Origin of the sequence: Raoultella sp., assembly GCF_039594335.1 — a bacterium.
Classification (GTDB): domain Bacteria; phylum Pseudomonadota; class Gammaproteobacteria; order Enterobacterales; family Enterobacteriaceae; genus Klebsiella.
Genome location: NZ_JBCNNS010000032.1, coordinates 1 through 25,675, shown reverse-complemented (window position 1 = coordinate 25,675; position 25,675 = coordinate 1). Strand labels below are relative to the sequence as shown.

General features: G+C 54.8%; 21 protein-coding genes. 17 read left to right on the top strand and 4 right to left on the bottom strand.

What is annotated here, in order from left to right:
* Positions 1 to 17 precede the first annotated feature (17 nt).
* Positions 18 to 2,162 carry a phosphate acetyltransferase gene (pta, locus tag ACZAHD_RS08025; protein ID WP_462456300.1) on the bottom strand — a complete coding sequence of 715 codons (2,145 nt, stop codon included), beginning with the start codon at positions 2,160 to 2,162 and terminating at the stop codon, positions 18 to 20.
* A 76-nt stretch (positions 2,163 to 2,238) separates the two neighbouring features.
* Entirely contained in the window at positions 2,239 to 3,441 is a 1,203-nt protein-coding gene (ackA, locus tag ACZAHD_RS08020; protein WP_462456299.1) for an acetate kinase, read from the bottom strand.
* Positions 3,442 to 3,778: 337 nt separating this feature from the next.
* Here ackA and yfbV point away from each other — a divergent pair, with 337 nt between their 5' ends.
* From yfbV to ACZAHD_RS08000, 4 genes are all read left to right on the top strand, one after another.
* Entirely contained in the window at positions 3,779 to 4,234 is a 456-nt protein-coding gene (yfbV, locus tag ACZAHD_RS08015) for a terminus macrodomain insulation protein YfbV (RefSeq protein WP_462456298.1), read from the top strand.
* Between the two features lie 86 nt (positions 4,235 to 4,320).
* Positions 4,321 to 4,815, top strand: a complete 495-nt coding sequence (locus tag ACZAHD_RS08010) for a YfbU family protein (protein ID WP_004865120.1) — start codon at positions 4,321 to 4,323, stop codon at positions 4,813 to 4,815.
* Positions 4,815 to 5,486 carry a sugar phosphatase gene (locus ACZAHD_RS08005; RefSeq protein ID WP_462456297.1) on the top strand — a complete coding sequence of 224 codons (672 nt, stop codon included), beginning with the start codon at positions 4,815 to 4,817 and terminating at the stop codon, positions 5,484 to 5,486. Before ACZAHD_RS08010 ends, ACZAHD_RS08005 begins: the two co-directional genes overlap by 1 nt.
* 76 nt (positions 5,487 to 5,562) lie before the next feature.
* Entirely contained in the window at positions 5,563 to 7,395 is a 1,833-nt protein-coding gene (locus ACZAHD_RS08000) for an SLC13 family permease (protein WP_462456296.1), read from the top strand.
* 57 nt (positions 7,396 to 7,452) lie between these two features.
* Here ACZAHD_RS08000 and yfbR read toward each other — a convergent pair whose 3' ends face one another.
* A complete protein-coding gene (yfbR, locus tag ACZAHD_RS07995; protein WP_462456295.1) occupies positions 7,453 to 8,052 on the bottom strand; it encodes a 5'-deoxynucleotidase in 600 nt (199 codons plus the stop codon).
* An 85-nt stretch (positions 8,053 to 8,137) separates the two neighbouring features.
* The gene (alaA, locus tag ACZAHD_RS07990; RefSeq protein WP_462456294.1) at positions 8,138 to 9,358 is read right to left on the bottom strand and encodes an alanine transaminase AlaA; all 1,221 of its coding nucleotides are present in this window, start codon (positions 9,356 to 9,358) and stop codon (positions 8,138 to 8,140) included.
* Positions 9,359 to 10,245: 887 nt separating this feature from the next.
* Here alaA and ACZAHD_RS07985 point away from each other — a divergent pair.
* The 13 genes from ACZAHD_RS07985 to nuoM all read left to right on the top strand — a co-directional run bounded on the left by ACZAHD_RS07985 (position 10,246) and on the right by nuoM (position 25,614).
* Positions 10,246 to 11,172 carry a LysR substrate-binding domain-containing protein gene (locus tag ACZAHD_RS07985; protein ID WP_462456293.1) on the top strand — a complete coding sequence of 309 codons (927 nt, stop codon included), beginning with the start codon at positions 10,246 to 10,248 and terminating at the stop codon, positions 11,170 to 11,172.
* Between the two features lie 648 nt (positions 11,173 to 11,820).
* A complete protein-coding gene (gene nuoA / locus ACZAHD_RS07980; RefSeq protein WP_004865103.1) occupies positions 11,821 to 12,267 on the top strand; it encodes an NADH-quinone oxidoreductase subunit NuoA in 447 nt (148 codons plus the stop codon).
* Between the two features lie 15 nt (positions 12,268 to 12,282).
* Positions 12,283 to 12,957: an NADH-quinone oxidoreductase subunit NuoB gene (nuoB, locus tag ACZAHD_RS07975; protein WP_002913178.1), complete on the top strand. Its 675-nt coding sequence runs from the start codon at positions 12,283 to 12,285 to the stop codon at positions 12,955 to 12,957.
* 90 nt (positions 12,958 to 13,047) lie between these two features.
* Complete coding sequence (gene nuoC, locus ACZAHD_RS07970; RefSeq protein WP_462456292.1) at positions 13,048 to 14,856, top strand: NADH-quinone oxidoreductase subunit C/D; 1,809 nt, start codon at positions 13,048 to 13,050, stop codon at positions 14,854 to 14,856.
* 2 nt (positions 14,857 to 14,858) lie between these two features.
* Positions 14,859 to 15,359 (top strand): NADH-quinone oxidoreductase subunit NuoE, encoded by a 501-nt coding sequence (nuoE, locus tag ACZAHD_RS07965; RefSeq protein WP_004865099.1) that lies wholly within the window; start codon positions 14,859 to 14,861, stop codon positions 15,357 to 15,359.
* Positions 15,356 to 16,693: an NADH-quinone oxidoreductase subunit NuoF gene (gene nuoF / locus ACZAHD_RS07960; protein ID WP_004865097.1), complete on the top strand. Its 1,338-nt coding sequence runs from the start codon at positions 15,356 to 15,358 to the stop codon at positions 16,691 to 16,693. The genes nuoE and nuoF overlap by 4 nt, the downstream gene beginning before the upstream one ends.
* A gap of 85 nt (positions 16,694 to 16,778) precedes the next feature.
* Positions 16,779 to 19,505: an NADH-quinone oxidoreductase subunit NuoG gene (gene nuoG, locus ACZAHD_RS07955; protein ID WP_462456291.1), complete on the top strand. Its 2,727-nt coding sequence runs from the start codon at positions 16,779 to 16,781 to the stop codon at positions 19,503 to 19,505.
* Positions 19,502 to 20,479, top strand: coding sequence for an NADH-quinone oxidoreductase subunit NuoH (nuoH, locus tag ACZAHD_RS07950; RefSeq protein WP_462456290.1), 978 nt, complete (start codon positions 19,502 to 19,504; stop codon positions 20,477 to 20,479). Before nuoG ends, nuoH begins: the two co-directional genes overlap by 4 nt.
* Positions 20,480 to 20,493: 14 nt before the next feature.
* Positions 20,494 to 21,036 (top strand): NADH-quinone oxidoreductase subunit NuoI, encoded by a 543-nt coding sequence (gene nuoI, locus ACZAHD_RS07945; RefSeq protein WP_004865092.1) that lies wholly within the window; start codon positions 20,494 to 20,496, stop codon positions 21,034 to 21,036.
* A gap of 10 nt (positions 21,037 to 21,046) precedes the next feature.
* Positions 21,047 to 21,601 (top strand): NADH-quinone oxidoreductase subunit J, encoded by a 555-nt coding sequence (gene nuoJ, locus ACZAHD_RS07940; RefSeq protein ID WP_462456289.1) that lies wholly within the window; start codon positions 21,047 to 21,049, stop codon positions 21,599 to 21,601.
* Positions 21,598 to 21,900: an NADH-quinone oxidoreductase subunit NuoK gene (gene nuoK, locus ACZAHD_RS07935; RefSeq protein WP_004865088.1), complete on the top strand. Its 303-nt coding sequence runs from the start codon at positions 21,598 to 21,600 to the stop codon at positions 21,898 to 21,900. Before nuoJ ends, nuoK begins: the two co-directional genes overlap by 4 nt.
* Positions 21,897 to 23,738 (top strand): NADH-quinone oxidoreductase subunit L, encoded by a 1,842-nt coding sequence (gene nuoL / locus ACZAHD_RS07930; protein ID WP_462456288.1) that lies wholly within the window; start codon positions 21,897 to 21,899, stop codon positions 23,736 to 23,738. The genes nuoK and nuoL overlap by 4 nt, the downstream gene beginning before the upstream one ends.
* Before the next feature lie 346 nt (positions 23,739 to 24,084).
* Positions 24,085 to 25,614 (top strand): NADH-quinone oxidoreductase subunit M, encoded by a 1,530-nt coding sequence (nuoM, locus tag ACZAHD_RS07925; protein ID WP_462456287.1) that lies wholly within the window; start codon positions 24,085 to 24,087, stop codon positions 25,612 to 25,614.
* Positions 25,615 to 25,675 lie beyond the last annotated feature (61 nt).

Sequence of the window (25,675 nt, the reverse complement as noted above, 5' to 3'; positions counted from 1 at the left end):
TTGATCTCAGAGCAACATTACTGCTGCTGCTGAGAAGACTGAATCGCGGTCAGGGCGATGGTGTAGACGATATCATCTACCAGCGCGCCACGAGACAGGTCGTTTACCGGCTTACGCATACCCTGCAGCATTGGCCCGATCGAGATCAGGTCAGCAGAACGCTGTACGGCTTTATAAGTGGTGTTACCGGTGTTCAGATCCGGGAAGATGAACACGGTCGCACGGCCAGCCACCGGCGAGTTCGGCGCTTTGGATTTCGCTACGTCAGCCATCACCGCAGCGTCGTACTGCAGCGGGCCGTCGATCATCAGGTCAGGACGTTTTTCCTGCGCCAGACGAGTCGCTTCACGAACTTTCTCGACGTCGCTACCGGCACCAGAATTACCGGTGGAGTAGGAGAGCATCGCTACGCGCGGCTCAATGCCGAAAGCGATAGCGGAATCGGCGGACTGAATAGCGATTTCAGCCAGCTGTTCTGCGGTCGGATCCGGGTTGATTGCGCAGTCGCCGTAAACGTAAACCTGTTCCGGCAGCAGCATGAAGAACACGGAAGAAACCAGAGAGCTGCCCGGTGCTGTTTTGATCAGTTGCAGCGGCGGACGGATGGTGTTGGCGGTCGTGTGAACCGCGCCAGAAACCAGGCCGTCGACTTCGTCTTGTTCCAGCATCAGCGTACCGAGAACCACGTTGTCTTCCAGTTGCTCGCGGGCAACCGCTTCGGTCATCCCCTTGCTCTTACGCAGTTCAACCAGACGAGCGACGTAGCTTTCGCGAACCACCTCCGGATCAACGATTTCGATACCCGCGCCCAACTCGACGCCCTGAGCGGCAGCAACGCGGTTGATCTCATCCGGGTTACCCAGCAGGACACAGGTTGCAATACCGCGCTCTGCGCAGATCGCTGCGGCTTTAACGGTACGCGGCTCGTCACCTTCCGGCAGAACAACGCGTTTGCCCGCTTTGCGCGCCAGCTCGGTCAACTGGTAGCGGAAGGCTGGCGGAGACAGACGGCGGCTACGTTCGGAAGTCGCGGTCAGAGACTCAATCCAGTCAGCATTGATGTAGTTGGCAACGTATTCCTGAACTTTCTCAATGCGCTCATGATCGTCAACCGGAACTTCCAGGTTGAAGCTCTGCAGGCTCAGGGAGGTCTGCCAGGTGTTGGTGTTTACCATAAAGACCGGCAGGCCGGTCGCAAATGCACGTTCGCACAGCTTACTGACGCGCGCGTCCATTTCGTAAGCACCGGTCAGCAGCAGCGCGCCGATTTCAACGCCGTTCATCGCGGCGAGGCAGGCGGCCACCAGAACATCAGGACGGTCTGCGGAAGTCACCAGCAGGGAACCCGCGCGGAAGTGTTCCAGCATGTGCGGGATGCTGCGCGCGCAGAAGGTTACAGACTTCACGCGGCGGGTGTTGATGTCACCTTCGTTGACGATGGTGGCATTCAGGTGGCGAGCCATATCGATCGCACGCGTTGCGATCAGATCGAAGCTCCACGGCACCGCGCCCAGAACCGGCAGAGCGCTGCTAGTTTGCAGCTGAGCCGGATCGATCTTCACGACTTTCGCTTTGGAAGAGTCATCGAAGATTTCCGACAGATCGGGACGGGTACGCCCCTGCTCGTCAACCGGTGCGTTCAGCTTGTTGACGATAACACCGGTAATGTTGCTGTTTTTCGCGCCGCCGAAGCTGTTGCGGGTCAGCTCAATACGTTCGTTCAGCTGCTCCTGGGTGTCGGTACCCTGAGACATCACGAAGACGATTTCCGCGTTTAGCGTTTTGGCGATTTCGAAATTCAGAGACTGAGCAAACTGGTGTTTACGGGTCGGGACCAGACCTTCTACCAGGACCACTTCAGCATCCTGAGTCGCGGCGTGATAGTTAGCGATGATCTCTTCCATCAGCACGTCTTTCTGGTTGCCGGACAGCAGCGACTCGACGTGGCTCATCTTCAGCGGCTCAGCAGCCGGAAGGCTTGAATTAGCGCGAACGATGGCGGTCGTCTGGTCTGGCGCATCGCCGCCAGCACGCGGTTGGGCGATAGGTTTAAAGACGCTCAGACGAACGCCTTTGCGTTCCATTGCACGGATAACACCGAGGCTGACGCTGGTCAGGCCAACGCTGGTTCCGGTAGGGATCAGCATGATGATACGGGACACGATATATCCTCTTTCGTTACCGCCAGTATCAGGCGGGATACAAAACAGCACCGCCAGCTAGGCTGGCGGTGTGGAATCAGGCAGTCAGACGATTGGCGTCTTGCGCGATAACCAGCTCTTCGTTGGTCGGGATGACCAGAGCCGGGCGGGTGCCTTCTTTGTTGATGAAGCCAGACTTGCCGAAACGGGCAGCAAGGTTACGCTCGTGATCAACTTCAAAGCCCAGTACGCCCAGTTTGCCCAGAGACAGTTCACGAACCATGGCGGCGTTTTCACCGATACCGCCGGTGAAGATAACGGCATCCAGACGACCTTCCATCAGCGCGGTGTAGGAGCCGATGTACTTGGCCAGTCGGTGGCAGTAAACGTCCATTGCACGTTTAGCATCGGCTTTGTCGGTGTAGTTGTCTTCAACATAACGGCAGTCGCTGGTGACTTCGGTCAGGCCCAGCAGGCCAGACTCTTTGGTCAGCATTTTGTTGATAGCATCAACGCTCATGCCCAGGGAGTCGTGCAGGTGGAAAATGATAGCCGGGTCGATGTCGCCAGAGCGGGTACCCATGACCAGACCTTCAAGCGGGGTCAGACCCATAGAGGTGTCAACACATTTACCGTTGCGGATAGCAGAAACAGAACCACCGTTGCCCAGATGGCAGGTGATGATGTTCAGCTCTTCAACCGGCTTGTTCAGGACCTTAGCCGCTTCCTGAGTCACGTAGAAGTGGCTGGTGCCGTGAGCGCCGTAGCGACGTACGCCGTGCTCTTTGTACAGGCTGTACGGCAGGGCATACAGATAGGATTCTTCCGGCATAGTCTGATGGAAGGCGGTGTCGAATACGGCAACGTTCTTCTCTTTCAGATGCGGGAATGATTTCAGCGCTTCAGCAATACCGATCAGGTGAGCCGGGTTGTGCAGCGGAGCGAAAGAGGCGGAATCTTTGATGCCCTGGATAACGGAATCATCAATGACCACGGAACTGGTGTATTTTTCACCGCCGTGAACGATACGGTGGCCGATTGCGGTCAGCTGAGCAGACAGTTCTGGTTTTTGTGCCAGAATAGTGTTAACGATAAAGTTAAGCGCTTCACTGTGAGCGGCGCCAGCGCCTAAATCTGCTTCGTGTTTGCTGCCGTCCATTTTCCACTTAATACGTGCTTCAGGAAGATGGAAACATTCAGCTAAACCAGACAGATATTCGTCACCGTTGACGGCATCAAGGATAGCAAATTTCAGTGAGGAGCTACCGCAGTTCAGAACCAGTACTAACTTACTCGACATGGAAGTACCTTTTATGATACGTGGCTAAAAAAACGTCAGTGTGTCACAAAGCGTAGCGCAGGATGACAACGACATTTATGATTAACATCATGCCTTGTTCTGTTTTCGGGCACGATGGGAGAAGTACATTTGATTTTATGCCATTTTGCATAATTTTCAGCCAATGGCGGAATGTGCGATAATTTGACTCACCTGGTCAAAGGGTCTATCGCCCTTTCAGGCGGGCACAGGATACCTGATTGCCGCAGCCATTGCCAAAATGTTTTGAACGTTGTCATGCATAGTTGGTGTTTTGCACAAATTTTTTAAGTTTTATATTTAAAGTTGAGGTAAAGCCATGTCGACCCCCGATAATCGTCCCATCAGCTTCTTTAGCTTGTTCCGTCGCGGGCAGTACTACGCAAAGACCTGGCCTTTGGACAAACGCCTCGCTCCGGTATTTATTGAAAACCGCATTATTCGCGCAACCCGTTACGCCATACGCATCATGCCACCGATAGCGGTCTTTACGTTGTGCTGGCAAATTGCGCTGGGCGGGCAGTTGGGGCCGGCGGTGGCGACCGCGCTGTTTGCCTTGAGTTTGCCTATGCAGGGATTATGGTGGCTGGGTAAGCGTTCGGTGACGCCGCTGCCGCCGTCGGTGCTGAACTGGTTTTATGAAGTGCGTGGCAAATTGCAGGAGGCAGGACAGGCGCTGGCGCCGGTCGATGGCAAGCCGGATTATCAGGCATTAGCTGACACGCTTAAGCGCGCCTTCAAACAACTGGATAAAACTTTCCTTGATGATTTGTAATTCATTAAGGAAAACGCATATAAAAGAAGGCGCATAATTAATGCGCCTTCTTTTTTCACGCCGTAAAGTGCTACAGGAGTCAAAACATGGAAATGACCAATGCGCAGCGTCTGATTTTATCTAATCAGTACAAGATGATGACGATGCTCGACCCGGACAACGCTGAACGTTACCGCCGTCTACAGACCATCATCGAGCGTGGATACGGATTGCAAATGCGCGAACTGGATCGCGAGTTTGGCCAACTGACGGAAGAAACCTGCCGTACCATCATTGATATTATGGAAATGTATCATGCGCTGCATGTCTCCTGGACGAACCTGAAGGACGCAAGTGAAATCGACGAACGTCGGGTCACCTTCCTCGGATTTGATGTCGCAACCGAAGCGCGTTTCCTCGGCTATGTTCGCTTTATCGTCAATGTTGAGGGGCGCTATAGCCACTTCGACGCCGGCACCCATGGCTTTAACTCACAGACGCCGATGTGGGATAAATACCAGCGTATGCTCAACGCCTGGCACGCTTGCCCGCGTCAGTACCATTTAAGCAGCAACGAAATTAATCAAATTATTAATGCCTGATGGAGGTTTCCGTGCACTGTAAAGGTTTCCTGTTTGATCTTGACGGGACGTTAGTCGATTCATTACCGATGGTGGAGCGCTCGTGGTGCAAATGGGCGGATCGTTTCGACATTCCGCACGATGAAGTGCTGAACTTTATTCATGGCAAGCAGGCGATAACCTCTTTACGCCATTTTCTGCCGGGGCGCAGCGAAGAGGAATTACAGACGGAGTTCCGCTGGCTTGAAGCAGTTGAAGCGGCGGATACCGATGGTATCACGGCACTGCCGGGGGCGGTGGCGCTGCTGACCACTCTGGATGACGCCGGGATCCCATGGGCTATCGTTACTTCAGGTTCGGTGCCTATTGCCCATGCGCGTCATCGCGCAGCCGGCCTGCCTGATGCCCGCGTTTTCGTGACTGCTGAGCAGGTGAAGCAGGGGAAACCGGCGCCGGATGCCTATCTGCTCGGAGCGGAACGCTTAGCGCTGGCGCCGCAGGAGTGCGTTGTGGTCGAGGATGCGCCAGCCGGTTTGTTTTCCGGTCTGGCGGCGGGCTGCCGGACTATCGCCGTGAACGTGCCGGCAGATACGCCACGTCTGAACGAGGCGGATTTGGTTTTAACGTCCCTCGCAAGCCTGGCCGTCGTTCGCACGGCGGACGGGAACGTGAATGTTTCGGTTAAAGACTAATCTCATGACGTCGCCCCGTATGATCGGGGCTTTTTTATGCAAAAATTCCAGCTCCATCTTCAGACAAGGATAAGTTGTGAACGGTGAACTGATTTGGGTGTTGTCTCTTCTTGCCGTTGCGGTTGTGCTCTTTGCCAGCGGGAAAGTGCGCATGGACGCGATTGCGTTGCTGGTGATTGTCGCCTTTGTCCTCAGCGATACGCTGACGCTCAGCGAAGCGCTCTCGGGTTTTAGCGATCCGAACGTCATTCTTATTGCGGCGCTGTTTATTATCGGCGATGGCCTGGTCCGTACCGGGGTGGCGACCAATGTCGGCAACTGGCTGGTGAATGTGGCTGGCAACAGCGAAACGAAAATGCTGGTCTTTCTGATGCTGACCGTCGCCGGGCTTGGCGCGTTTATGAGTTCAACAGGTGTGGTGGCTGTCTTTATTCCGGTTGTGCTCAGCGTTTCCATGCGGATGAATACGTCGCCATCGCGCCTGATGATGCCGCTCAGCTTTGCCGGGCTGATCAGCGGGATGATGACGCTGGTCGCCACGCCGCCGAACCTGGTCGTGAACAGTGAACTGTTACGTGAAGGTCTGCAGGGATTCAGCTTTTTTAGCGTCACGCCGATTGGCCTGGTGGTACTGCTGTTGGGTGTCATCTATATGCTGGCGGTGCGCTTTATGCTCAGAGGTGGGGAGAGCGACCATCCGCGGGACGGACGTAAAAGGAGCACCTTTCGCGATTTAATCAAAGAGTACCACCTGACCGGCCGGGCCCGTCGTCTGGCCATTCGTCCGGGTTCTCCGATGATTGGTCAGCGCCTTGATGACCTCAGGCTGCGTGAACGCTACTGCGCCAACGTGATCGGTGTAGAGCGCTGGCGCCGTTTTCGCCGGGTTATCGTCAACGTGAACGGCGTCTCCGAGTTCCGCGCCCGCGACGTGCTACTGATCGATATGTCCGCATCGGATGTTGATTTACGCCAGTTCTGCGGCGAGCAAATGCTCGAACCGATGGTACTGCGTGGCGAATACTTTTCAGATCAGGCGCTGGATGTGGGGATGGCCGAAGTGGCGCTGATTCCGGATTCGGAACTGATCGGTAAAACGGTCCGTGAGATCGGTTTTCGCACCCGCTTCGGGCTCAATATTGTCGGCCTTAAGCGCGACGGCAAAGCGATGGATGGTTCGCTCGTCGATGAGTTTTTGCAGCTTGGTGATATCGTGCTGGTGGTCGGAAACTGGCGCCAGATAGGCCTGCTGGCGAAACGCGGTCGTGACTTTGTCGTATTGAATATGCCCGTTGAGGTGAACGATGCGTCGCCCGCGCACAGCCAGGCGCCGCACGCCATCTTTTGCCTGGTGCTGATGGTCGCCCTGATGCTCACCGACGAGATCCCCAACCCAATAGCGGCGATTATCGCCTGCCTGCTGATGGGTAAATTCCGCTGTATTAATGCGGAGAGCGCTTATAAAGCGATTCACTGGCCAAGCATTATATTAATCGTCGGGATGATGCCCTTTGCGCTGGCGCTGCAAAAAACCGGCGGCGTTGATTTGGTGGTGGAAGGGTTGATGGATGTTGCCGGCAGCAAAGGTCCTTACGTGATGCTGGGGTGTTTGTTCGTGATGTGCGCGGCTATCGGTCTGTTTATTTCCAACACTGCCACGGCGGTACTGATGGCGCCGATCGCCCTGGCGGCGGCGAAATCAATGGACGTCTCACCTTATCCTTTTGCCATGGTGGTGGCGATGGCGGCTTCGGCTGCCTTTATGACGCCGGTCTCTTCGCCGGTTAACACGCTGGTGCTGGGGCCGGGAAAATACACCTTCAGTGATTTTGTGAAGATTGGCGTGCCGTTCACCATCCTGGTGATGGTGGTCTGCGTGCTGCTTGTTCCGATGCTGTTTCCGTTTTAACCTGCCACGGCGTGGTCCCGGTCTGGCGCGCATAGCCCAGGCCGGGGCACAGTACACTTACAGCGGGGAATCCTGGCTGATTTCATCCAGCGACAGCTGGAAGCTTGGGACGAAGACCTGCATAAAGTAGTCCATCTCCTCGCTGCGCCGGGACGCCAGCGTTTTCTCAAGCCGACCTTTGGCCAGTAAAAACTCATTATTGCCGGCCGACAGCTCTTCGAGGCATTTCAGGTAGGCGCAGAGTGCGTCGGCCTGTTTGACGATCGATTGCTCATCTTCGCTATAGCGATGCTCGTCGATCAGCGGTTCAAAGATATCGCGTAGTTCGTCAGGAACCATGTCGATAAGCTTCCGCTGGGCAATCTTCTCGATCGCTTTATATTCTTGCGCAATCTGCGAGTTGAAATATTTGACCGGCGTCGGCAGATCGCCGGTTAACACCTCCGATACATCGTGGTACATCGCCAATAGGGCGATTCGCTCGGCGTTAACCTTGCCACCAAACATCCGGTTTTTGATCGCGGCCAGCGCGTGGGCAACCATCGCTACCTGCAGACTGTGTTCGGAGACGTTTTCGGTCCGTACATTACGCATCAGCGGCCAACGGTTAATTAACTTCAGGCGAGAGAGGTGGGCAAAGAAATGACTCTGACTCATAGCAACCCTTAATCAGTGACAACATCGGGTCCTATTGTGCGCAGGGATGGCCGCCAGATGCAAATACCGACGGCCAGGCAAACATTTATCCGAGCTGGTGATAGCCGGAGAGGAAGCGACCAAAGCGAGAAATCGCCATTTCCAGATCGTCCTCACGCGGGAGGGTGACGATACGCACATGATCCGGCCACGGCCAGTTAAAGGCGCTTCCCTGAACCAGCAGGACTTTCTCCTGTAGCAGGAAGTCGAGCACCATTTTCTGGTCATCGTGAATATTAAAGCGCTTCGCGTCGATTTTCGGGAACATGTACAGCGCGCCCTGCGGCTTCACGCAGGAAACGCCGGGGATCTGGTTAATCAACTCCCAGGCGCGGTTGCGTTGTTGGTAAAGTCTGCCGCCGGGAACGATAAACTCGCTGATGCTTTGATAACCGCCTAATGCGGTTTGAATCGCGTGCTGCGCCGGTACGTTAGCGCACAGACGCATGGAAGCCAGCATCTCCAGACCTTCGATATAGCCTTTTGCGTGTTTCTTCGGTCCGTTCAGTACCATCCAGCCCTGGCGGAAACCGGCAACGCGGTAGGTTTTGGACAGGCCGTTAAAGGTCACCGTCAGCAGGTCGGGAGCCAGCGCGGCGATCGAATGGTGCTGGGCTTCGTCGTAGAGGATCTTGTCGTAGATTTCATCGGCGAAAATGATCAGGTTGTGCTGGCGGGCAATCTCAACGATCTCCATCAGCAGCTCTTTCGAATACACCGCACCGGTAGGGTTGTTCGGGTTAATAATCACGATGCCGCGAGTACGTGGGGTGATTTTTGCGCGAATGTCGTCGAGGTCCGGGAACCAGTCGGCAGATTCATCGCACAAATAGTGTACCGCTTTGCCGCTGGAGAGCGAGACGGCGGCTGTCCACAGCGGATAATCCGGTGCCGGAACCAGCATTTCATCACTGCTGTTCAGCAGCGCCTGCATAGCCTGCACAATCAGTTCTGAGACGCCGTTACCGATATAAATATCTTCGACCGTCACATCGCGCATACCGCGCGCTTGATAGTGCTGCATGATAGCCTTACGCGCCGAGTAGAGGCCTTTAGAGTCACAATAACCCTGGGCGGTAGGCAGATTGCGAATAACATCAACAAGGATCTCGTCGGGGGCGTCAAAGCCAAACGGCGCCGGGTTGCCGATGTTCAGTTTCAGGACTTTATTGCCTTCTTCTTCAAGGCGTTTTGCCTCTTTCAGAACCGGGCCACGGATGTCGTAACAGACGTTATCTAACTTGTTGGATTTTTCGATAGGGGACATGAATCTTTGACCTTTTAGCTGTTATCGCCACTCCCTGCCGTGGAAGTCAGCACGGAACAATGTACTCTTCATCCCCGAGGTTTTGAAGGGTTAGCAGGAGAAGATTTTGCTTATGTGATTTTTTTTGTTTAATTGATTTGTCTGTTGATTGCCTTGGTGTTTTATAGAATATGCCTTTAAGTGGTGTTTTAATGGTTAATAATTGTGTTTTTTCCGCCATTGATTGAATATTTATATGGTTTGATGTCCTGGTTGTAGTGCCGATGGTTATTTTTTGCGCATGGCAAGCCGGTGAGTCCGAAAAAGCGTATAACTAGAAAGCGTGTGGCTGTAACGGTAATGTTAAATATGCTTAATAAGGATATTTAATTAATTAAAATGTTTTTATTTTTTTACAATCTGGAATTTTCTTTTTGTTAATTAAATTAAAGTCATGAAAAAAAATTAAAAATTAGCTTTAATAATAATGATTAGACCTTATAAATAATTCAGTTTTCGGTTAGGATACCGGCGTTAATATCGATTAAGAGCCTGTTTTTAGGCAGGTAAGTTATTAATATATTGTTATTGCAGGCTTTTTCTGTTTGTTTTTTTCGCTTTTTACAGTGGATGTGCAGGGATGCAGACGAAATCATCCTTGCTGTAGAGACCTTTTTATGAAGGTTGTCACAGAAATCAGAACGATGTAATAGAAAGCGTAAAACTACGAACAATATATGACTCAGACGTTTCGCGCACTTGTCGCGGGCGAGTACTTTCACATGCAATAACGTTCATCCAGCTGCACATTCCGTTTGTGAATGGCACAAGGCTCAAGGAATAGCCGGAAACTTGGAGCACAGCATCAACAAGGCAGGTGCGCATTCGCCACCTGTAAGTGAAGAAATATGATAAATGCAAATCGTCCGATACTGAATCTCGACCTTGATCTGCTGAGAACATTCGTTGCTGTCGCCGAACTGAGCACTTTTGCCGCCGCTGCAGCAGCGGTATGCCGAACTCAGTCTGCCGTAAGCCAACAGATGCAACGTCTGGAACAGCTGGTCGGAAAAGAGCTCTTTGCCCGCCATGGGCGGAATAAATTGCTGACCGAGCAGGGTATTCAACTGCTGGGCTACGCCCGCAAAATTCTGCGCTTTAATGATGAAGCTTGTATGTCGCTGATGTTCAGCAGCCTGCAAGGGATTTTAACGATTGGTGCATCTGAAGAAACAGCCGAGACTATTTTACCGTTTTTGTTGAACCGGATCGGCAGCTTCTATCCGAAACTGACGCTGGAAATTAAGGTTCTTAATCATGCTGAGGTGGTGGATATGCTGGCGAGCGGCGCGATTGATCTCGCGCTGACGACTCACCAGACGGCGGATTTTGCTACGCTGATTCTACGCACCTCGCCAACGCTTTGGTACTGCGCTGCCGATTATGCGTTACCGCGGGAGGAGACGATCCCGCTGATCCTGCTTGAAGAGCCGTGCCCGTTTCGTGAGGACATCATTGCCGCGCTGAATGCCGCCAGCGCACCGTGGCATCTGGCCCATTCCGCCTCGACGCTTGCGGGTGTCAAAGCGGCGGTAAAGGCAGGGCTTGGTGTTACCGCCCGACCGGTAGAAACGATGAGCTCTGAGCTGCGGGTTGTCGGCAAGAATGAGGGACTTCCTGCTCTACCGGATACGCAATATGTGCTGAGCTGTAATGCGCACAGGATAAGCGAGTCGGCGCAGGCTATTTTCCAGTCGCTGACCCTGGATTATAACCCCTGGTCGTCTGAGACTACGTTTACCCCGGAAGGGGGAGATAATTCCCTTGTTTCCTGAGTGGAGTTAGTTACACAGATCACAAAAAGCTGGTAACAAATTGTAAGTGTAAAAAAGAGCCGCTAAGGTTTGAATTATGCCTTGCGGTTCTTTTTTTTCTTATTTTACAGGGGTTTTTAATATTTTGTTGTTTTATTGAGCTATTTATCAATAAGTTACATTCAATGTCGTGTTCGCTCCCCGACTTTTCCCTGCACTTTCAATACTTCATGCTAATGTTAAAAAACCGGCCAGATTGTTGCTGTTTTATAGGTTTAATTAACAAAACCGTGTCACAGATCAAAAAAATACCCCTCCTGAGGGGGAGGAATCGAGGCTAAATCCTGTCAAAATAGACGGGTATTTTGATTTACAACAGAAACGGACACGATTCAACAACACTAAATCCGGTTTGTATGCAAGGTTATTCCGCATAAAAGGGCATTTAATGTTAATGAAAAAAATCTAATGTAAATTAATGTTGTTAAAACTTTTGTTGAAGTTGACAAAAGGTTAAAGAAAGGGGTAAAAAGCCACCGCATACAGCCTTCTACGCTAAGTAGGGACGCTTTTTTGCAAGGTTATTTTTTATTCCTCCCCGTGAAACGCTGTGGCGTTCATCTGCCAGCAAGAGCAGAGGTTTTAGCGCTACACTTTTTTGGTTAAGCAATGCGTATGTCAACATCCACTGAAGTCATCGCTCATCATTGGGCATTCGCTATATTTCTCATCATTGCCATCGGCCTGTGCTGCCTGATGCTTGTCGGGGGCTGGTACCTCGGCGGTCGCGCGCGTGCGCGTAGCAAGAACACGCCGTTTGAATCGGGGATCGACTCCGTTGGTTCGGCTCGCTTACGTCTTTCTGCGAAGTTTTATCTGGTTGCCATGTTCTTCGTTATCTTCGACGTGGAAGCTCTGTATCTCTACGCATGGTCGACTTCTATCCGCGAAAGCGGCTGGGTTGGCTTTGTGGAAGCCGCAATTTTCATTTTAGTGCTACTGGCAGGTCTGGTTTACCTCGTTCGTATCGGCGCACTGGACTGGACTCCTGCGCGTTCCCGTCGCACGCTGGTTAATTCAGAAACAGACAGTCCCACTAACCGTCATATGCAGTAAAAGCGAGGCAATAAGATGGATTATACGCTCACCCGCATAGATCCTAACGGTGAGAACGACCGTTATCCCCTGCAGAAACAGGAGATCGTAACTGACCCCCTGGAGCAAGAAGTCAATAAAAGCGTGTATATGGGGAAACTCGAACATGCGCTGCATGACATGGTGAACTGGGGCCGCAAGAACTCGATCTGGCCCTACAACTTCGGCCTGTCATGCTGCTATGTTGAAATGGTAACGTCATTCACTGCGGTGCATGACGTTGCGCGTTTTGGTGCCGAGGTACTGCGTGCTTCTCCTCGTCAGGCGGACCTGATGGTTGTCGCTGGCACCTGTTTCACCAAAATGGCGCCAGTCATTCAGCGTTTGTATGACCAGATGCTGGAACCTAAGTGGGTTATCTCTATGGGCGCCTGTGCCAACTCCGGCGGGATGTACGATATTTATTCTGTCGTCCAGGGCGTGGACAAGTTTATTCCGGTTGATGTTTACATCCCGGGCTGCCCGCCACGTCCGGAAGCTTACATGCAGGCGCTAATGCTGCTGCAGGAGTCCATTGGTAAAGAACGTCGCCCGCTCTCGTGGGTGGTTGGCGATCAGGGCGTATACCGCGCCAACATGCAGTCGGAACGCGAGCGTAAACGTGGTGAACGCATTGCAGTGACCAATCTGCGGACACCGGACGAGATTTAACTTGCGCCTGCGGGCGGCGGAATAACACTTCGCAAATCAATCTACTAAAGCAGCGAAGCCTCGCCCGGCAGTCACCACGGACCTTTTGCAATGGTGAACAATATGACCGATTTACATGCGCATGACGCCGCACCAGCCTGGCAAACCCGCGATCACCTTGATGACCCGGTGATCGGCGAACTGCGCAATCGTTTTGGGCCGGATGCCTTTACCGTTCAACCTACCCGCACCGGTGTTCCGGTGGTCTGGGTCAAGCGCGAACAGCTGCTGGAGGTGGGTGATTTCCTGAAGAAATTGCCGAAACCTTACGTCATGCTGTTCGATCTGCACGGTATGGACGAACGTCTTCGCACCCACCGTGACGGGCTCCCCGCCGCGGATTTTTCCGTTTTCTATCACCTGATTTCCATTGAACGCAATCGTGACATTATGCTCAAGGTAGCATTGTCCGAAAACGATTTGCGCGTGCCGACTTTTACCAAACTGTTCCCCAACGCCAACTGGTATGAGCGCGAAACGTGGGAAATGTTCGGTATTGATATCGAAGGCCACCCGCACCTGACGCGCATCATGATGCCGCCGACCTGGGAAGGCCATCCGCTGCGTAAAGACTACCCGGCGCGCGCTACCGAGTTCGATCCGTTTGAGCTGACTAAAGCCAAGCAGGATCTGGAAATGGAAGCGCTGACCTTTAAGCCGGAAGCATGGGGCATGAAGCGCGGGACCGAAAACGAGGACTTCATGTTCCTTAACCTCGGCCCGAACCACCCGTCTGCCCACGGTGCTTTCCGTATCGTTCTGCAGCTTGATGGTGAAGAGATTGTCGATTGCGTACCGGATATCGGCTACCACCATCGTGGTGCTGAGAAAATGGGCGAACGTCAGTCCTGGCACAGCTACATTCCGTATACCGACCGTATCGAATATCTTGGCGGCTGCGTCAATGAGATGCCGTATGTCCTCGCGGTTGAAAAACTGGCGGGGATCACCGTACCGGATCGCGTGAATGTGATTCGCGTTATGCTCTCTGAGCTGTTCCGCATTAACAGCCATCTGCTGTACATCTCAACCTTTATTCAGGACGTTGGCGCGATGACGCCGGTGTTCTTTGCCTTTACCGACCGTCAGAAGATCTACGATCTGGTGGAAGCCATTACCGGTTTTCGTATGCACCCGGCGTGGTTCCGCATCGGCGGTGTAGCGCATGACCTGCCGCGCGGCTGGGATCGCCTGCTGCGTGAGTTCCTTGAGTGGATGCCAAAGCGTCTGGACTCTTACGAGAAAGCCGCGTTGCGCAACAGCATTCTGATTGGCCGTTCGAAAGGCGTTGCCGCCTATAACGCTAAAGAAGCGCTGGAGTGGGGCACGACTGGTGCGGGCCTGCGCGCAACGGGGATTGGTTTCGACGTGCGTAAATGGCGCCCCTATTCTGGCTATGAAAACTTTGACTTTGAAGTGCCAACCGGTGGCGGGATCTCTGACTGCTATACCCGCGTGATGCTGAAAGTCGAAGAACTACGCCAGAGCCTGCGCATTCTTCAGCAGTGTCTCGATAACATGCCGGAAGGCCCGTTCAAAGCGGATCACCCGCTGACGACGCCGCCGCCGAAAGAGCGCACGCTGCAGCATATCGAAACCCTGATTACGCACTTCCTGCAGGTTTCCTGGGGCCCGGTAATGCCGGCCAACGAATCCTTCCAGATGATCGAAGCGACGAAGGGTATTAACAGTTACTACCTGACCAGCGACGGCAGCACCATGAGCTATCGTACCCGTATCCGCACGCCGAGCTATGCGCACCTGCAGCAGATCCCGTCGGCGATTCGCGGCAGCCTGGTATCCGACCTGATCGTTTATCTGGGTAGTATCGATTTTGTTATGTCAGACGTGGACCGCTAATTATGCACGAGAATCAACAACCACAAACCGAGGCTTTTGAGCTGAGTGCGGCAGAGCGTGAGGCCATTGAGCACGAGAAGCACCACTACGAAGACCCACGTGCGGCGTCCATCGAAGCGCTGAAGATCGTTCAGAAACAGCGCGGTTGGGTGCCGGATGGCGCGATCTACGCGATCGCCGACGTGCTGGGGATCCCGGCCAGCGACGTGGAAGGGGTCGCCACTTTCTACAGCCAGATCTTCCGCCAGCCGGTTGGCCGTCACGTTATTCGCTATTGCGATAGCGTGGTTTGCCATATTACCGGCTTCCAGGGCATTCAGTCAGCTATCGAGAAAAAGCTCGACATCAAACCGGGTCAAACCACCTTTGATGGCCGCTTCACTCTGCTGCCGACCTGCTGTCTGGGCAACTGCGACAAGGGACCGACGATGATGATTGATGAGGATACTCACAGTTATCTGACGCCGGAGGCGATTCCTGACCTGTTGGAGCAGTATAAATGAAGACAGTGATCCGCACTCCCGAAACGCATCCGCTGACCTGGCGACTGCGCGATGATAAACAGCCGGTATGGCTGGAAGAGTATCAGAGCAAAAATGGCTATGCTGGCGCGCGTAAGGCACTGCTGGGCCTGGCGCCGGATGAGATCGTCAATCAGGTAAAAGACGCCGGTTTGAAAGGACGCGGCGGCGCGGGTTTTTCCACCGGACTGAAGTGGAGCCTGATGCCGAAAGACGAATCCATGAACATCCGCTACTTGCTGTGTAATGCCGATGAGATGGAGCCGGGCACCTATAAAGACCGTCTGTTGATGGAGCAACTGCCACACCTGCTGGTGGAAGGCATGCTGATTTCCGCGTTTGCGCTGAAAGCGTACCGTGGCTACATCTTCCTGCGTGGCGAATATATTGAAGCGGCGGTACATTTACGCCGTGCGATTGCCGAAGCGACCGAAGCCGGTCTGCTGGGCAAAAATATTCTCGGCACCGGTTTCGATTTTGAACTGTTTGTCCACACCGGGGCTGGGCGTTATATCTGTGGTGAAGAAACCGCGCTGATTAACTCCCTCGAAGGCCGTCGCGCCAACCCGCGTTCCAAGCCGCCGTTCCCGGCGAGCTCCGGCGTCTGGGGTAAACCGACCTGCGTGAACAACGTGGAAACCCTGTGTAACGTCCCGGCGATTCTGGCCAATGGCGTCGAGTGGTATCAGAACATTTCAACCAGCAAAGATGCCGGTACCAAGCTGATGGGCTTCTCTGGCCGGGTGAAAAATCCGGGCGTCTGGGAGCTGCCGTTCGGGACCACCGCGCGCGAAATTCTGGAAGATTACGCTGGCGGCATGCGTGACGGCCTTAAGTTTAAGGCCTGGCAGCCGGGCGGCGCGGGGACCGACTTTCTGACCGAAGCGCATCTTGACCTGCCGATGGAATTCGAAAGTATTGGTAAAGCGGGGAGCCGTCTGGGGACCGCGCTGGCGATGGCCGTTGACCACGAGATTGGCATGGTGTCGTTGGTACGTAACCTGGAAGAGTTCTTTGCCCGCGAGTCCTGCGGCTGGTGTACACCGTGCCGTGACGGTCTGCCGTGGAGTGTGAAAATTCTGCGCGCTCTGGAGCGCGGTGAAGGCCAGCCGGGCGATATCGAGACACTTGAGCAACTGTGTCGGTTCCTTGGTCCGGGCAAAACCTTCTGTGCGCATGCGCCAGGTGCGGTAGAACCGCTGCAGAGCGCCATTAAATATTTCCGTGACGAATTCGAAGCAGGCATTAAGCAGCAGTTCAGTAATACCCATGCTATCAACGGGATTCAGCCGAACCTGCTTAAGACGCGCTGGTAATGTCTCCACAAGCTCGTTCAGCCTGCGCCAATGCGGCGGCCTGAATGACAAAGTGGTAACGATTTTTTAATTTGGAAGCATGCTAATGGCTACGATTCATGTAGACGGCAAAGAATACGAGGTCAACGGAGCGGACAACCTATTAGAGGCCTGTCTCTCTCTTGGTCTTGATATTCCCTACTTTTGCTGGCACCCGGCGCTTGGGAGCGTCGGTGCTTGCCGCCAGTGTGCGGTGAAGCAATATCAAAACGCGGAAGACACGCGTGGTCGCCTGGTGATGTCCTGTATGACACCGGCATCCGACGGTACCTTTATTTCTATCGACGACGGCGAAGCGAAGCAGTTCCGCGAGAGTGTGGTGGAGTGGTTGATGACCAACCACCCGCACGACTGCCCGGTCTGTGAAGAGGGGGGCAACTGCCACCTGCAGGATATGACCGTCATGACCGGTCACAGCTTCCGCCGCTACCGTTTCACCAAGCGTACCCACCGTAACCAGGACCTGGGGCCGTTCATCTCTCACGAAATGAACCGCTGCATCGCCTGCTATCGCTGCGTGCGTTACTACAAAGATTATGCAGATGGTACCGACCTTGGCGTTTACGGTGCCCATGACAACGTCTATTTCGGCCGTCCGGAACATGGCACGCTGGAAAGCGAATTCTCCGGTAACCTGGTTGAAGTCTGCCCGACCGGCGTCTTTACCGACAAAACGCATTCCGAGCGTTACAACCGTAAATGGGATATGCAGTTTGCGCCGAGCATCTGCCAGCAGTGCTCCATCGGCTGTAACATCAGCCCGGGCGAGCGCTATGGTGAATTGCGCCGTATCGAAAACCGTTACAACGGTACCGTTAACCGCTACTTCCTCTGCGACCGCGGCCGTTTTGGCTATGGCTATGTGAACCTGAAAGACCGTCCGCGCCAGCCGGTTCAGCGCCGTGGCGACGATCTGATTACCCTTAATGCCGAACAGGCAATGCAGGGCGCAGCGGATATTCTGCGTCAGTCGAAAAAGGTGATTGGTATCGGTTCTCCGCGCGCCAGCCTTGAAAGCAACTTTGCGCTGCGCGAGCTGGTCGGGGCTGAAAACTTCTATACTGGCATCGCCAGAGCCGAGCAGGAACGTCTGCAGATGATGCTGACTGTGCTGCGCGATGGTGGTATTCATACCCCGACGCTGCGCGATATTGAATCCTACGATGCGGTTCTGGTTCTCGGGGAAGATATTACCCAGACTGGCGCCCGCGTTGCGCTGGCCGTGCGTCAGGCGGTGAAAGGGAAAGCGCGTGAAATGGCGGCGGCGCAGAAAGTTGCCGACTGGCAGATCGCCGCGATCCTCAATATCGGTCAACGCGCGAAGCATCCGTTGTTCGTCACTAATATTGACGACACCCGTCTTGACGATGTTGCCGCGTGGACCTATCGCGCGCCGGTCGAAGATCAGGCGCGTCTCGGCTTTGCCATTGCCCATGCGCTGGATGAAACCGCACCGGCGGTGGACGGACTGAGCAGCGATCTGAAGGGCAAAATTGACGTGATCGTTCAGGCGCTGGCTGGAGCGAAGAAACCGCTGATTGTCTCCGGGACCAACGCCGGCAGCATTGAAATCATTCAGGCAGCGGCTAACGTGGCGAAAGCGCTGAAAGGCCGCGGTATTGACGTCGGTGTCACTATGGTGGCCCGTGCGGTGAACAGCGTGGGCCTTGGCATGATTGGCGGCGGCTCTCTGGAAGAGGCACTGAGCGAGCTGGAAACTGGCGCTGCCGATGCAGTGGTGGTGCTGGAAAACGATCTGCATCGTCACGCTTCTGCCGCGCGCGTTGACGCCGCGTTGGCTAAAGCGCCGCTGGTGATGGTTGTTGACCATCAACGCACCGCAATTATGGATAAAGCGCACCTGGTGCTTTCTGCGGCGAGCTTCGCCGAAAGCGACGGAACCGTGGTCAACAACGAAGGGCGCGCGCAGCGTTTCTTCCAGGTCTACGACCCGACTTACTACGATGCGAATACCGTGATGCTGGAAAGCTGGCGCTGGCTGCACTCACTGCACAGCACCGTCGACAACCGTCAGGTTGACTGGACGCAGTTGGATCATGTGATTGATGCCGCTATTGCTAAGCTGCCGCAGCTGGCGGGTATTAAAGATGCCGCACCGGACGCGACCTTCCGTATTCGTGGGCAGAAGCTGGCTCGTGAACCCCATCGTTATAGTGGCCGCACGGCGATGCGTGCCAATATCAGCGTGCATGAACCCCGCCAGCCGCAGGATAAAGACACGATGTTCGCCTTCTCGATGGAAGGGAACAACCAGCCGTCTGCACCGCGTTCGCAAATTCCGTTCGCCTGGGCTCCGGGCTGGAACTCCCCGCAGGCGTGGAACAAGTTCCAGGATGAGGTGGGTGGAAAACTGCGTCATGGCGATCCTGGCGTACGTCTGATTGAAGCTTCCACCAGCGGGCTTGAGTACTTTACCGCGGTGCCGGCAGGCTTCCAGGCTGAAGAAGGTCAATGGCGTATTGCGCCGTACTATCATCTGTTTGGCAGCGATGAACTGTCGCAGCGTTCCCCGGTCTTCCAGAGCCGCATGCCGCAGCCCTATATCAAGCTGAACCCGGCCGATGCCGCGAAGCTTGGCGTCAATGAAGGCGCGATGATTTCGTTCCGCGTTGAAGGCCAGACGCTCAGCCTCCCGCTGGTGATTTCTGCGGGACTGACGGCAGGGCAGGTGGGTTTACCGATGGGCATGCCGGGAATTGCGCCGGTACTGACCGGAGCACGTATTGACACTCTGCAGGAGGCGAAAGTATGAGTTGGTTAACACCGGATCTCATCGACATTTTGTTAAGCATCCTCAAGGCAGTAGTGATTCTGCTGGTGGTGGTGACCTGCGGCGCGTTCATGAGCTTTGGCGAACGTCGTCTGCTGGGCCTGTTCCAGAACCGCTACGGACCAAACCGTGTCGGCTGGGGCGGCTCGCTGCAGCTCGTCGCCGACATGATCAAGATGTTCTTTAAAGAGGACTGGATTCCGCGCTTTACCGACCGCGTTATCTTTACTCTGGCACCGGTTATCGCCTTTACGTCCTTGCTGCTGGCGTTTGCTATCGTGCCGGTCAGCCCGACGTGGGTGGTCGCCGATCTGAACATCGGCATCCTGTTCTTCCTGATGATGGCCGGTCTGGCGGTTTACGCCGTGCTGTTCGCTGGCTGGTCGAGTAACAACAAATACTCGCTGTTGGGGGCGATGCGTGCATCCGCGCAGACCCTGAGCTACGAAGTGTTCCTCGGTCTGTCGCTGATGGGGGTGGTGGCACAGGCGGGATCGTTCAACATGAGCGATATCGTCAATAACCAGGCGCATCTGTGGAACGTGATTCCGCAGTTCTTCGGCTTTGTCACCTTTGCTATCGCCGGCGTGGCGGTTTGTCACCGTCACCCGTTTGACCAACCGGAAGCTGAGCAGGAACTGGCCGATGGTTACCACATCGAATATTCCGGCATGAAGTTCGGTCTGTTCTTTGTCGGTGAATATATCGGGATTGTCACCGTTTCAGCGCTGATCGTGACGCTGTTCTTCGGTGGCTGGAATGGCCCATGGTTACCTCCGTTCATCTGGTTCGCGCTGAAAACCGCGTTCTTCATGATGATGTTCATTTTGATCCGCGCATCATTACCGCGTCCGCGCTATGACCAAGTGATGTCCTTTGGCTGGAAGGTATGCCTGCCGTTAACGCTGATCAACTTGTTGGTAACGGCGGCTGTCATTCTCTGGCAGGCGCAATAAGGGGTGAATTGACCATGACCTTAAAAGAATTATTGGTGGGGTTTGGCACCCAGGTCCGCAGTATCTGGATGATCGGGATGCATGCCTTCGCCAAACGTGAGACCCAGATGTACCCGGAAGAACCGGTATATCTGCCGCCGCGCTACCGTGGGCGTATCGTGCTGACGCGCGATCCGGACGGTGAGGAGCGCTGTGTTGCCTGTAACCTGTGCGCGGTAGCGTGTCCGGTAGGCTGTATCTCTTTGCAAAAAGCAGAGACCAAAGATGGCCGCTGGTACCCGGAATTTTTCCGTATCAACTTCTCACGTTGCATTTTCTGCGGTCTGTGTGAAGAAGCGTGCCCGACCACGGCGATTCAGTTGACCCCGGACTTCGAACTGGGTGAATACAAGCGTCAGGATCTGGTGTACGAAAAAGAGGATCTGCTGATTTCCGGTCCGGGCAAATACCCGGAATATAACTTCTACCGGATGGCGGGTATGGCAATCGACGGCAAAGATAAGGGCGAAGCAGAGAACGAAGCTAAACCTATCGACGTCAAGAGCCTGTTACCGTAAGGAGAGGGCAATGGAATTCGCTTTTTATATCTGTGGCCTCATCGCCATTCTCGCGACCTTGCGGGTGATCACTCACACCAATCCGGTGCATGCGCTGCTGTACCTGATTATTTCGCTGTTGGCGATTGCCGGAGTGTTCTTCTCGCTGGGAGCCTACTTCGCCGGTGCGCTGGAAATTATCGTCTACGCCGGGGCCATCATGGTGCTGTTTGTGTTCGTGGTGATGATGCTCAACCTGGGCGGCAGTGAAATCGAGCAGGAACGCAAGTGGCTGCAGCCGGGGATCTGGATTGGCCCGGCCATCCTGTCCGCGGTACTGCTGGTGGTTATCGTGTATGCCATCCTCGGTCTTAACGATCAGGGGATTGATGGCGCGGCAATGAGCGCGAAAGAAGTGGGTATTGCGCTGTTTGGGCCGTACGTACTGGCGGTGGAGCTGGCCTCCATGCTGCTGCTTGCCGGCCTGGTTGTTGCCTTCCACATTGGCCGCGAAGAGCGCGCTGGTGAAGTGCTGAGCAACCGTCAGGGCGATAGCGACAAAAGAAAAACGGAGGAACACGCATGATTCCCTTAACACATGGGCTGATCCTCGCCGCGATCCTGTTTGTGCTCGGCCTGACGGGGCTGGTTATCCGCCGCAATCTGCTGTTTATGCTGATTAGCCTGGAAATCATGATCAACGCCGCGGCGCTGGCTTTCGTGGTCGCAGGCAGCTACTGGGGTCAGACCGACGGTCAGATAATGTATATCCTCGCCATCAGCCTCGCGGCTGCGGAAGCGAGTATCGGCCTGGCGCTGTTGCTGCAGCTCCATCGTCGCCGCCAGAACCTGAACATCGATTCAGTAAGTGAGTTGCGTGGATGAACATGCTTGCCTTAACCATTCTTTTGCCATTGATTGGCTTTGTTCTGCTGTCATTCTCCCGTGGCCGCTGGTCGGAAAACCTCTCCGCTACCGTGGGAATGGGGTCAGTCGGTCTGGCGGCGCTGGTGACCGCCTTTGTCGGCGTCGACTTCTTTGCTAACGGCAAACAGGCGGTCAGCGTGCCGCTGTGGACCTGGATGTCGGTGGGGGATTTCAACATCGGTTTTAATCTGGTGCTGGATGGTCTCTCGCTGACCATGCTTTCCGTGGTCACCGGTGTTGGCTTCCTGATCCACATGTTCGCCTCGTGGTATATGCGCGGTGAAGAGGGATACTCCCGCTTTTTCGCCTACACCAACCTGTTTATCGCGAGCATGGTGGTGCTGGTACTGGCCGATAACCTGCTGCTGATGTATCTCGGCTGGGAAGGCGTGGGCCTGTGCTCCTATCTGCTGATCGGTTTCTACTACACCGATCCGAAGAACGGCGCCGCTGCAATGAAAGCCTTCGTGGTCACCCGTGTCGGTGACGTCTTCCTCGCCTTCGCGCTGTTCATTCTCTACAACGAGCTAGGTACCCTGAACTTCCGCGAAATGGTTGAACTGGCGCCTGCGCACTTTGAAGCCGGCAACAACATGCTGTGGTGGGCAACCCTGATGCTGCTGGGCGGCGCGGTCGGTAAATCGGCGCAGCTGCCGCTGCAGACCTGGCTTGCGGACGCCATGGCTGGCCCGACGCCGGTTTCTGCCCTGATCCACGCCGCCACCATGGTGACCGCTGGCGTCTACCTGATTGCCCGTACCCATGGCCTGTTCCTGATGACCCCGGAAATTCTCCATCTGGTCGGTATCGTCGGGGCGGTGACGCTGGTGCTGGCAGGTTTTGCCGCGCTGGTTCAGACCGATATCAAACGCGTACTCGCTTACTCCACCATGAGCCAGATTGGCTACATGTTCCTGGCGCTGGGCGTACAGGCATGGGATGCGGCGATTTTCCACCTGATGACTCATGCGTTCTTTAAAGCGCTGCTGTTCCTCTCGTCCGGTTCGGTCATTCTGGCCTGCCACCACGAGCAGAACATCTTCAAAATGGGCGGCCTGCGTAAGTCGATCCCGCTGGTGTATGTCTGCTTCCTGGTGGGGGGGGCGGCGCTGTCCGCTCTGCCGCTGATCACCGCAGGCTTCTTCAGTAAGGACGAAATCCTCGCTGGTGCGATGGCGAATGGGCATATCAATCTGATGGTTGCGGGTCTGGTCGGCGCATTTATGACCTCGCTCTACACCTTCCGGATGATCTTCATCGTCTTCCACGGTAAAGAGCAAATCCATGCGCACGCAGGGAAGGGGATGACCCACCACCTGCCGCTGATTGTGCTGCTGGTTCTGTCGACCTTCGTTGGCGCACTGATTGTTCCGCCGCTGCAGGGCGTACTGCCGCAGACCACCGAACTTGAGCACGGCCGCGTGATGACACTGGAGATTGCCTCCGGGATTATCGCCATTGCCGGTATTCTGATCGCCGCCTGGCTGTGGCTGGGTAAACGCACGCTGGTGACCTCTATCGCCAGCAGCGCGCCGGGCCGTCTGCTGGGTACCTGGTGGTACAACGCATGGGGCTTTGACTGGTTGTACGACAAAGTGTTCGTGAAACCATTCCTCGGCATCGCGTGGCTGCTGAAGAGCGATCCGCTGAACTCAATGATGAACATTCCGGCTATTCTCTCCCGCTTTGCAGGTAAAGGTCTGCTGTTTAGCGAGAACGGGTATTTACGCTGGTATGTGGCATCCATGAGCATCGGCGCGGTTGTCGTGCTGGCGCTGCTGATGGTACTGCGCTGAGTTTGTGGGTTGGGTTGTTTTGCCCGGCGGCGCTGCGCTGGCCGGGCCTACCGGAACGTAGGTCGGATAAGCGAAGCGACATTCGACATGATGAACCCAAAAAATTTTTAGAATTCGTTGAAATCTGTTCCTGAAGTACAGGTGTCATCGGCGAAGTCAGACCGGATAACGCCAGCGCGCAGCCGCCGGAGCGTACTGAGTACGTGAGGATGTTTCGCGAAGTTCATCCCTTCGGGGGCGTCCTCAGGACGTTCAAAACGCGAGGCGTTTTGTGTGGGCACTGGCAGGATTCGGGCTAACACGCAAGGTAGCCTGAGCAGGATAAATATAAGGGACATACTTAGCTATGTTATTACCCTGGTTAATACTAATCCCCTTTATCGGCGGGTTTCTGTGCTGGCAGACTGAACGCTTTGGCGTGAAGATGCCGCGCTGGATCGCGCTGATCACCATGGGATTGACGTTCGTACTTGGCCTGCAGCTGTGGATGCAGGGCGGCTATTCTCTGACGCAATCCGCGGGCATTCCGCAGTGGCAGTCCGAATTCGTGATGCCGTGGATCCCACGCTTCGGTATTAGCATTCACCTTGCAATCGACGGCCTGTCGCTGCTGATGGTGGTGCTGACCGGTCTGCTCGGCGTGCTGGCAGTACTGTGTTCGTGGCGCGAAATCGAGAAATACCAGGGGTTCTTCCACCTCAACCTGATGTGGATCCTGGGCGGCGTTATCGGTGTGTTCCTTGCCATCGACATGTTCCTGTTCTTCTTCTTCTGGGAGATGATGCTGGTGCCGATGTACTTCCTGATCGCGCTGTGGGGCCATAAGGCTTCCGACGGTAAAACGCGTATCACGGCGGCAACCAAGTTCTTCATCTATACCCAGGCGAGTGGCCTGGTGATGTTGATTGCCATCCTGGCGCTGGCATTTGTCCACTTCAACGCGACCGGTGTCTGGACCTTCAACTACGAAGATCTGCTGAAAACGCCGATGTCCAATGGCGTGGAATACATGCTGATGCTCGGCTTTTTCATCGCTTTTGCGGTGAAAATGCCGGTGGTTCCGCTGCATGGCTGGCTGCCGGATGCCCACTCCCAGGCACCGACCGCCGGCTCCGTTGACCTGGCAGGGATCTTGCTGAAAACAGCGGCCTACGGTCTGCTGCGCTTTGCGCTACCGCTGTTCCCGAATGCTTCCGCCGAGTTTGCGCCAATCGCCATGTGGCTGGGCGTTATTGGTATCTTCTACGGCGCGTGGATGGCTTTCGCCCAGACTGATATCAAACGTCTGATTGCTTACACCTCCGTTTCCCACATGGGCTTCGTGCTGATTGCTATCTACACCGGCAGCCAGTTGGCTTATCAGGGCGCGGTGATTCAGATGATTGCGCACGGTCTGTCCGCAGCGGGTCTGTTCATTCTGTGCGGACAGCTGTACGAGCGCCTGCACACCCGCGATATGCGCCAGATGGGCGGTCTGTGGAGCAAAATTAAATGGCTGCCGGCGATGTCAATGTTCTTCGCCGTGGCAACCCTGGGTATGCCGGGCACCGGTAACTTCGTCGGCGAATTTATGATTCTGTTCGGCAGTTATAAAGTGGTGCCGGTGATTACTGTGATCTCGACCTTTGGTCTGGTATTCGCTTCCGTTTACTCGCTGTCGATGTTACATCGCGCTTACTTCGGTAAAGCGAAAAGCGAAGTCGCGGCGAAAGAGCTGCCGGGGATGTCCCTGCGTGAACTGTCTATCATCCTGCTGCTGGTGGTGCTGCTGGTGCTGTTGGGCTTCTTCCCGCAGCCGATTCTCGACACCTCCCATGCTGCGATGAGCAACATTCAGCAGTGGTTTGTTAATTCTGTTTCTACTACAAGGCCGTAATTCGCCATGACAATAACTCCACAACAACTGATCGCACTGCTACCGCTGCTGATCGTCGGCT

Excerpts from the sequence above, each read along its gene's own strand:
- nuoC (WP_462456292.1), top strand. The coding sequence starts at position 13,048 with ATGGTGAACAATATGACCGATTTACATGCGCATGACGCCGCACCAGCC.
- ACZAHD_RS07985 (WP_462456293.1), top strand. The coding sequence starts at position 10,246 with ATGATAAATGCAAATCGTCCGATACTGAATCTCGACCTTGATCTGCTG.
- nuoH (WP_462456290.1), top strand. The coding sequence starts at position 19,502 with ATGAGTTGGTTAACACCGGATCTCATCGACATTTTGTTAAGCATCCTC.
- ACZAHD_RS08005 (WP_462456297.1), top strand. The coding sequence starts at position 4,815 with ATGGAGGTTTCCGTGCACTGTAAAGGTTTCCTGTTTGATCTTGACGGG.
- ackA (WP_462456299.1), bottom strand. The coding sequence starts at position 3,441 with ATGTCGAGTAAGTTAGTACTGGTTCTGAACTGCGGTAGCTCCTCACTG.
- alaA (WP_462456294.1), bottom strand. The coding sequence starts at position 9,358 with ATGTCCCCTATCGAAAAATCCAACAAGTTAGATAACGTCTGTTACGAC.
- nuoF (WP_004865097.1), top strand. The coding sequence starts at position 15,356 with ATGAAGACAGTGATCCGCACTCCCGAAACGCATCCGCTGACCTGGCGA.
- nuoK (WP_004865088.1), top strand. The coding sequence starts at position 21,598 with ATGATTCCCTTAACACATGGGCTGATCCTCGCCGCGATCCTGTTTGTG.
- nuoB (WP_002913178.1), top strand. The coding sequence starts at position 12,283 with ATGGATTATACGCTCACCCGCATAGATCCTAACGGTGAGAACGACCGT.
- nuoG (WP_462456291.1), top strand. The coding sequence starts at position 16,779 with ATGGCTACGATTCATGTAGACGGCAAAGAATACGAGGTCAACGGAGCG.
- nuoL (WP_462456288.1), top strand. The coding sequence starts at position 21,897 with ATGAACATGCTTGCCTTAACCATTCTTTTGCCATTGATTGGCTTTGTT.
- nuoI (WP_004865092.1), top strand. The coding sequence starts at position 20,494 with ATGACCTTAAAAGAATTATTGGTGGGGTTTGGCACCCAGGTCCGCAGT.
- nuoM (WP_462456287.1), top strand. The coding sequence starts at position 24,085 with ATGTTATTACCCTGGTTAATACTAATCCCCTTTATCGGCGGGTTTCTG.
- nuoA (WP_004865103.1), top strand. The coding sequence starts at position 11,821 with ATGCGTATGTCAACATCCACTGAAGTCATCGCTCATCATTGGGCATTC.
- yfbR (WP_462456295.1), bottom strand. The coding sequence starts at position 8,052 with ATGAGTCAGAGTCATTTCTTTGCCCACCTCTCTCGCCTGAAGTTAATT.
- nuoE (WP_004865099.1), top strand. The coding sequence starts at position 14,859 with ATGCACGAGAATCAACAACCACAAACCGAGGCTTTTGAGCTGAGTGCG.
- yfbV (WP_462456298.1), top strand. The coding sequence starts at position 3,779 with ATGTCGACCCCCGATAATCGTCCCATCAGCTTCTTTAGCTTGTTCCGT.
- ACZAHD_RS08010 (WP_004865120.1), top strand. The coding sequence starts at position 4,321 with ATGGAAATGACCAATGCGCAGCGTCTGATTTTATCTAATCAGTACAAG.
- nuoJ (WP_462456289.1), top strand. The coding sequence starts at position 21,047 with ATGGAATTCGCTTTTTATATCTGTGGCCTCATCGCCATTCTCGCGACC.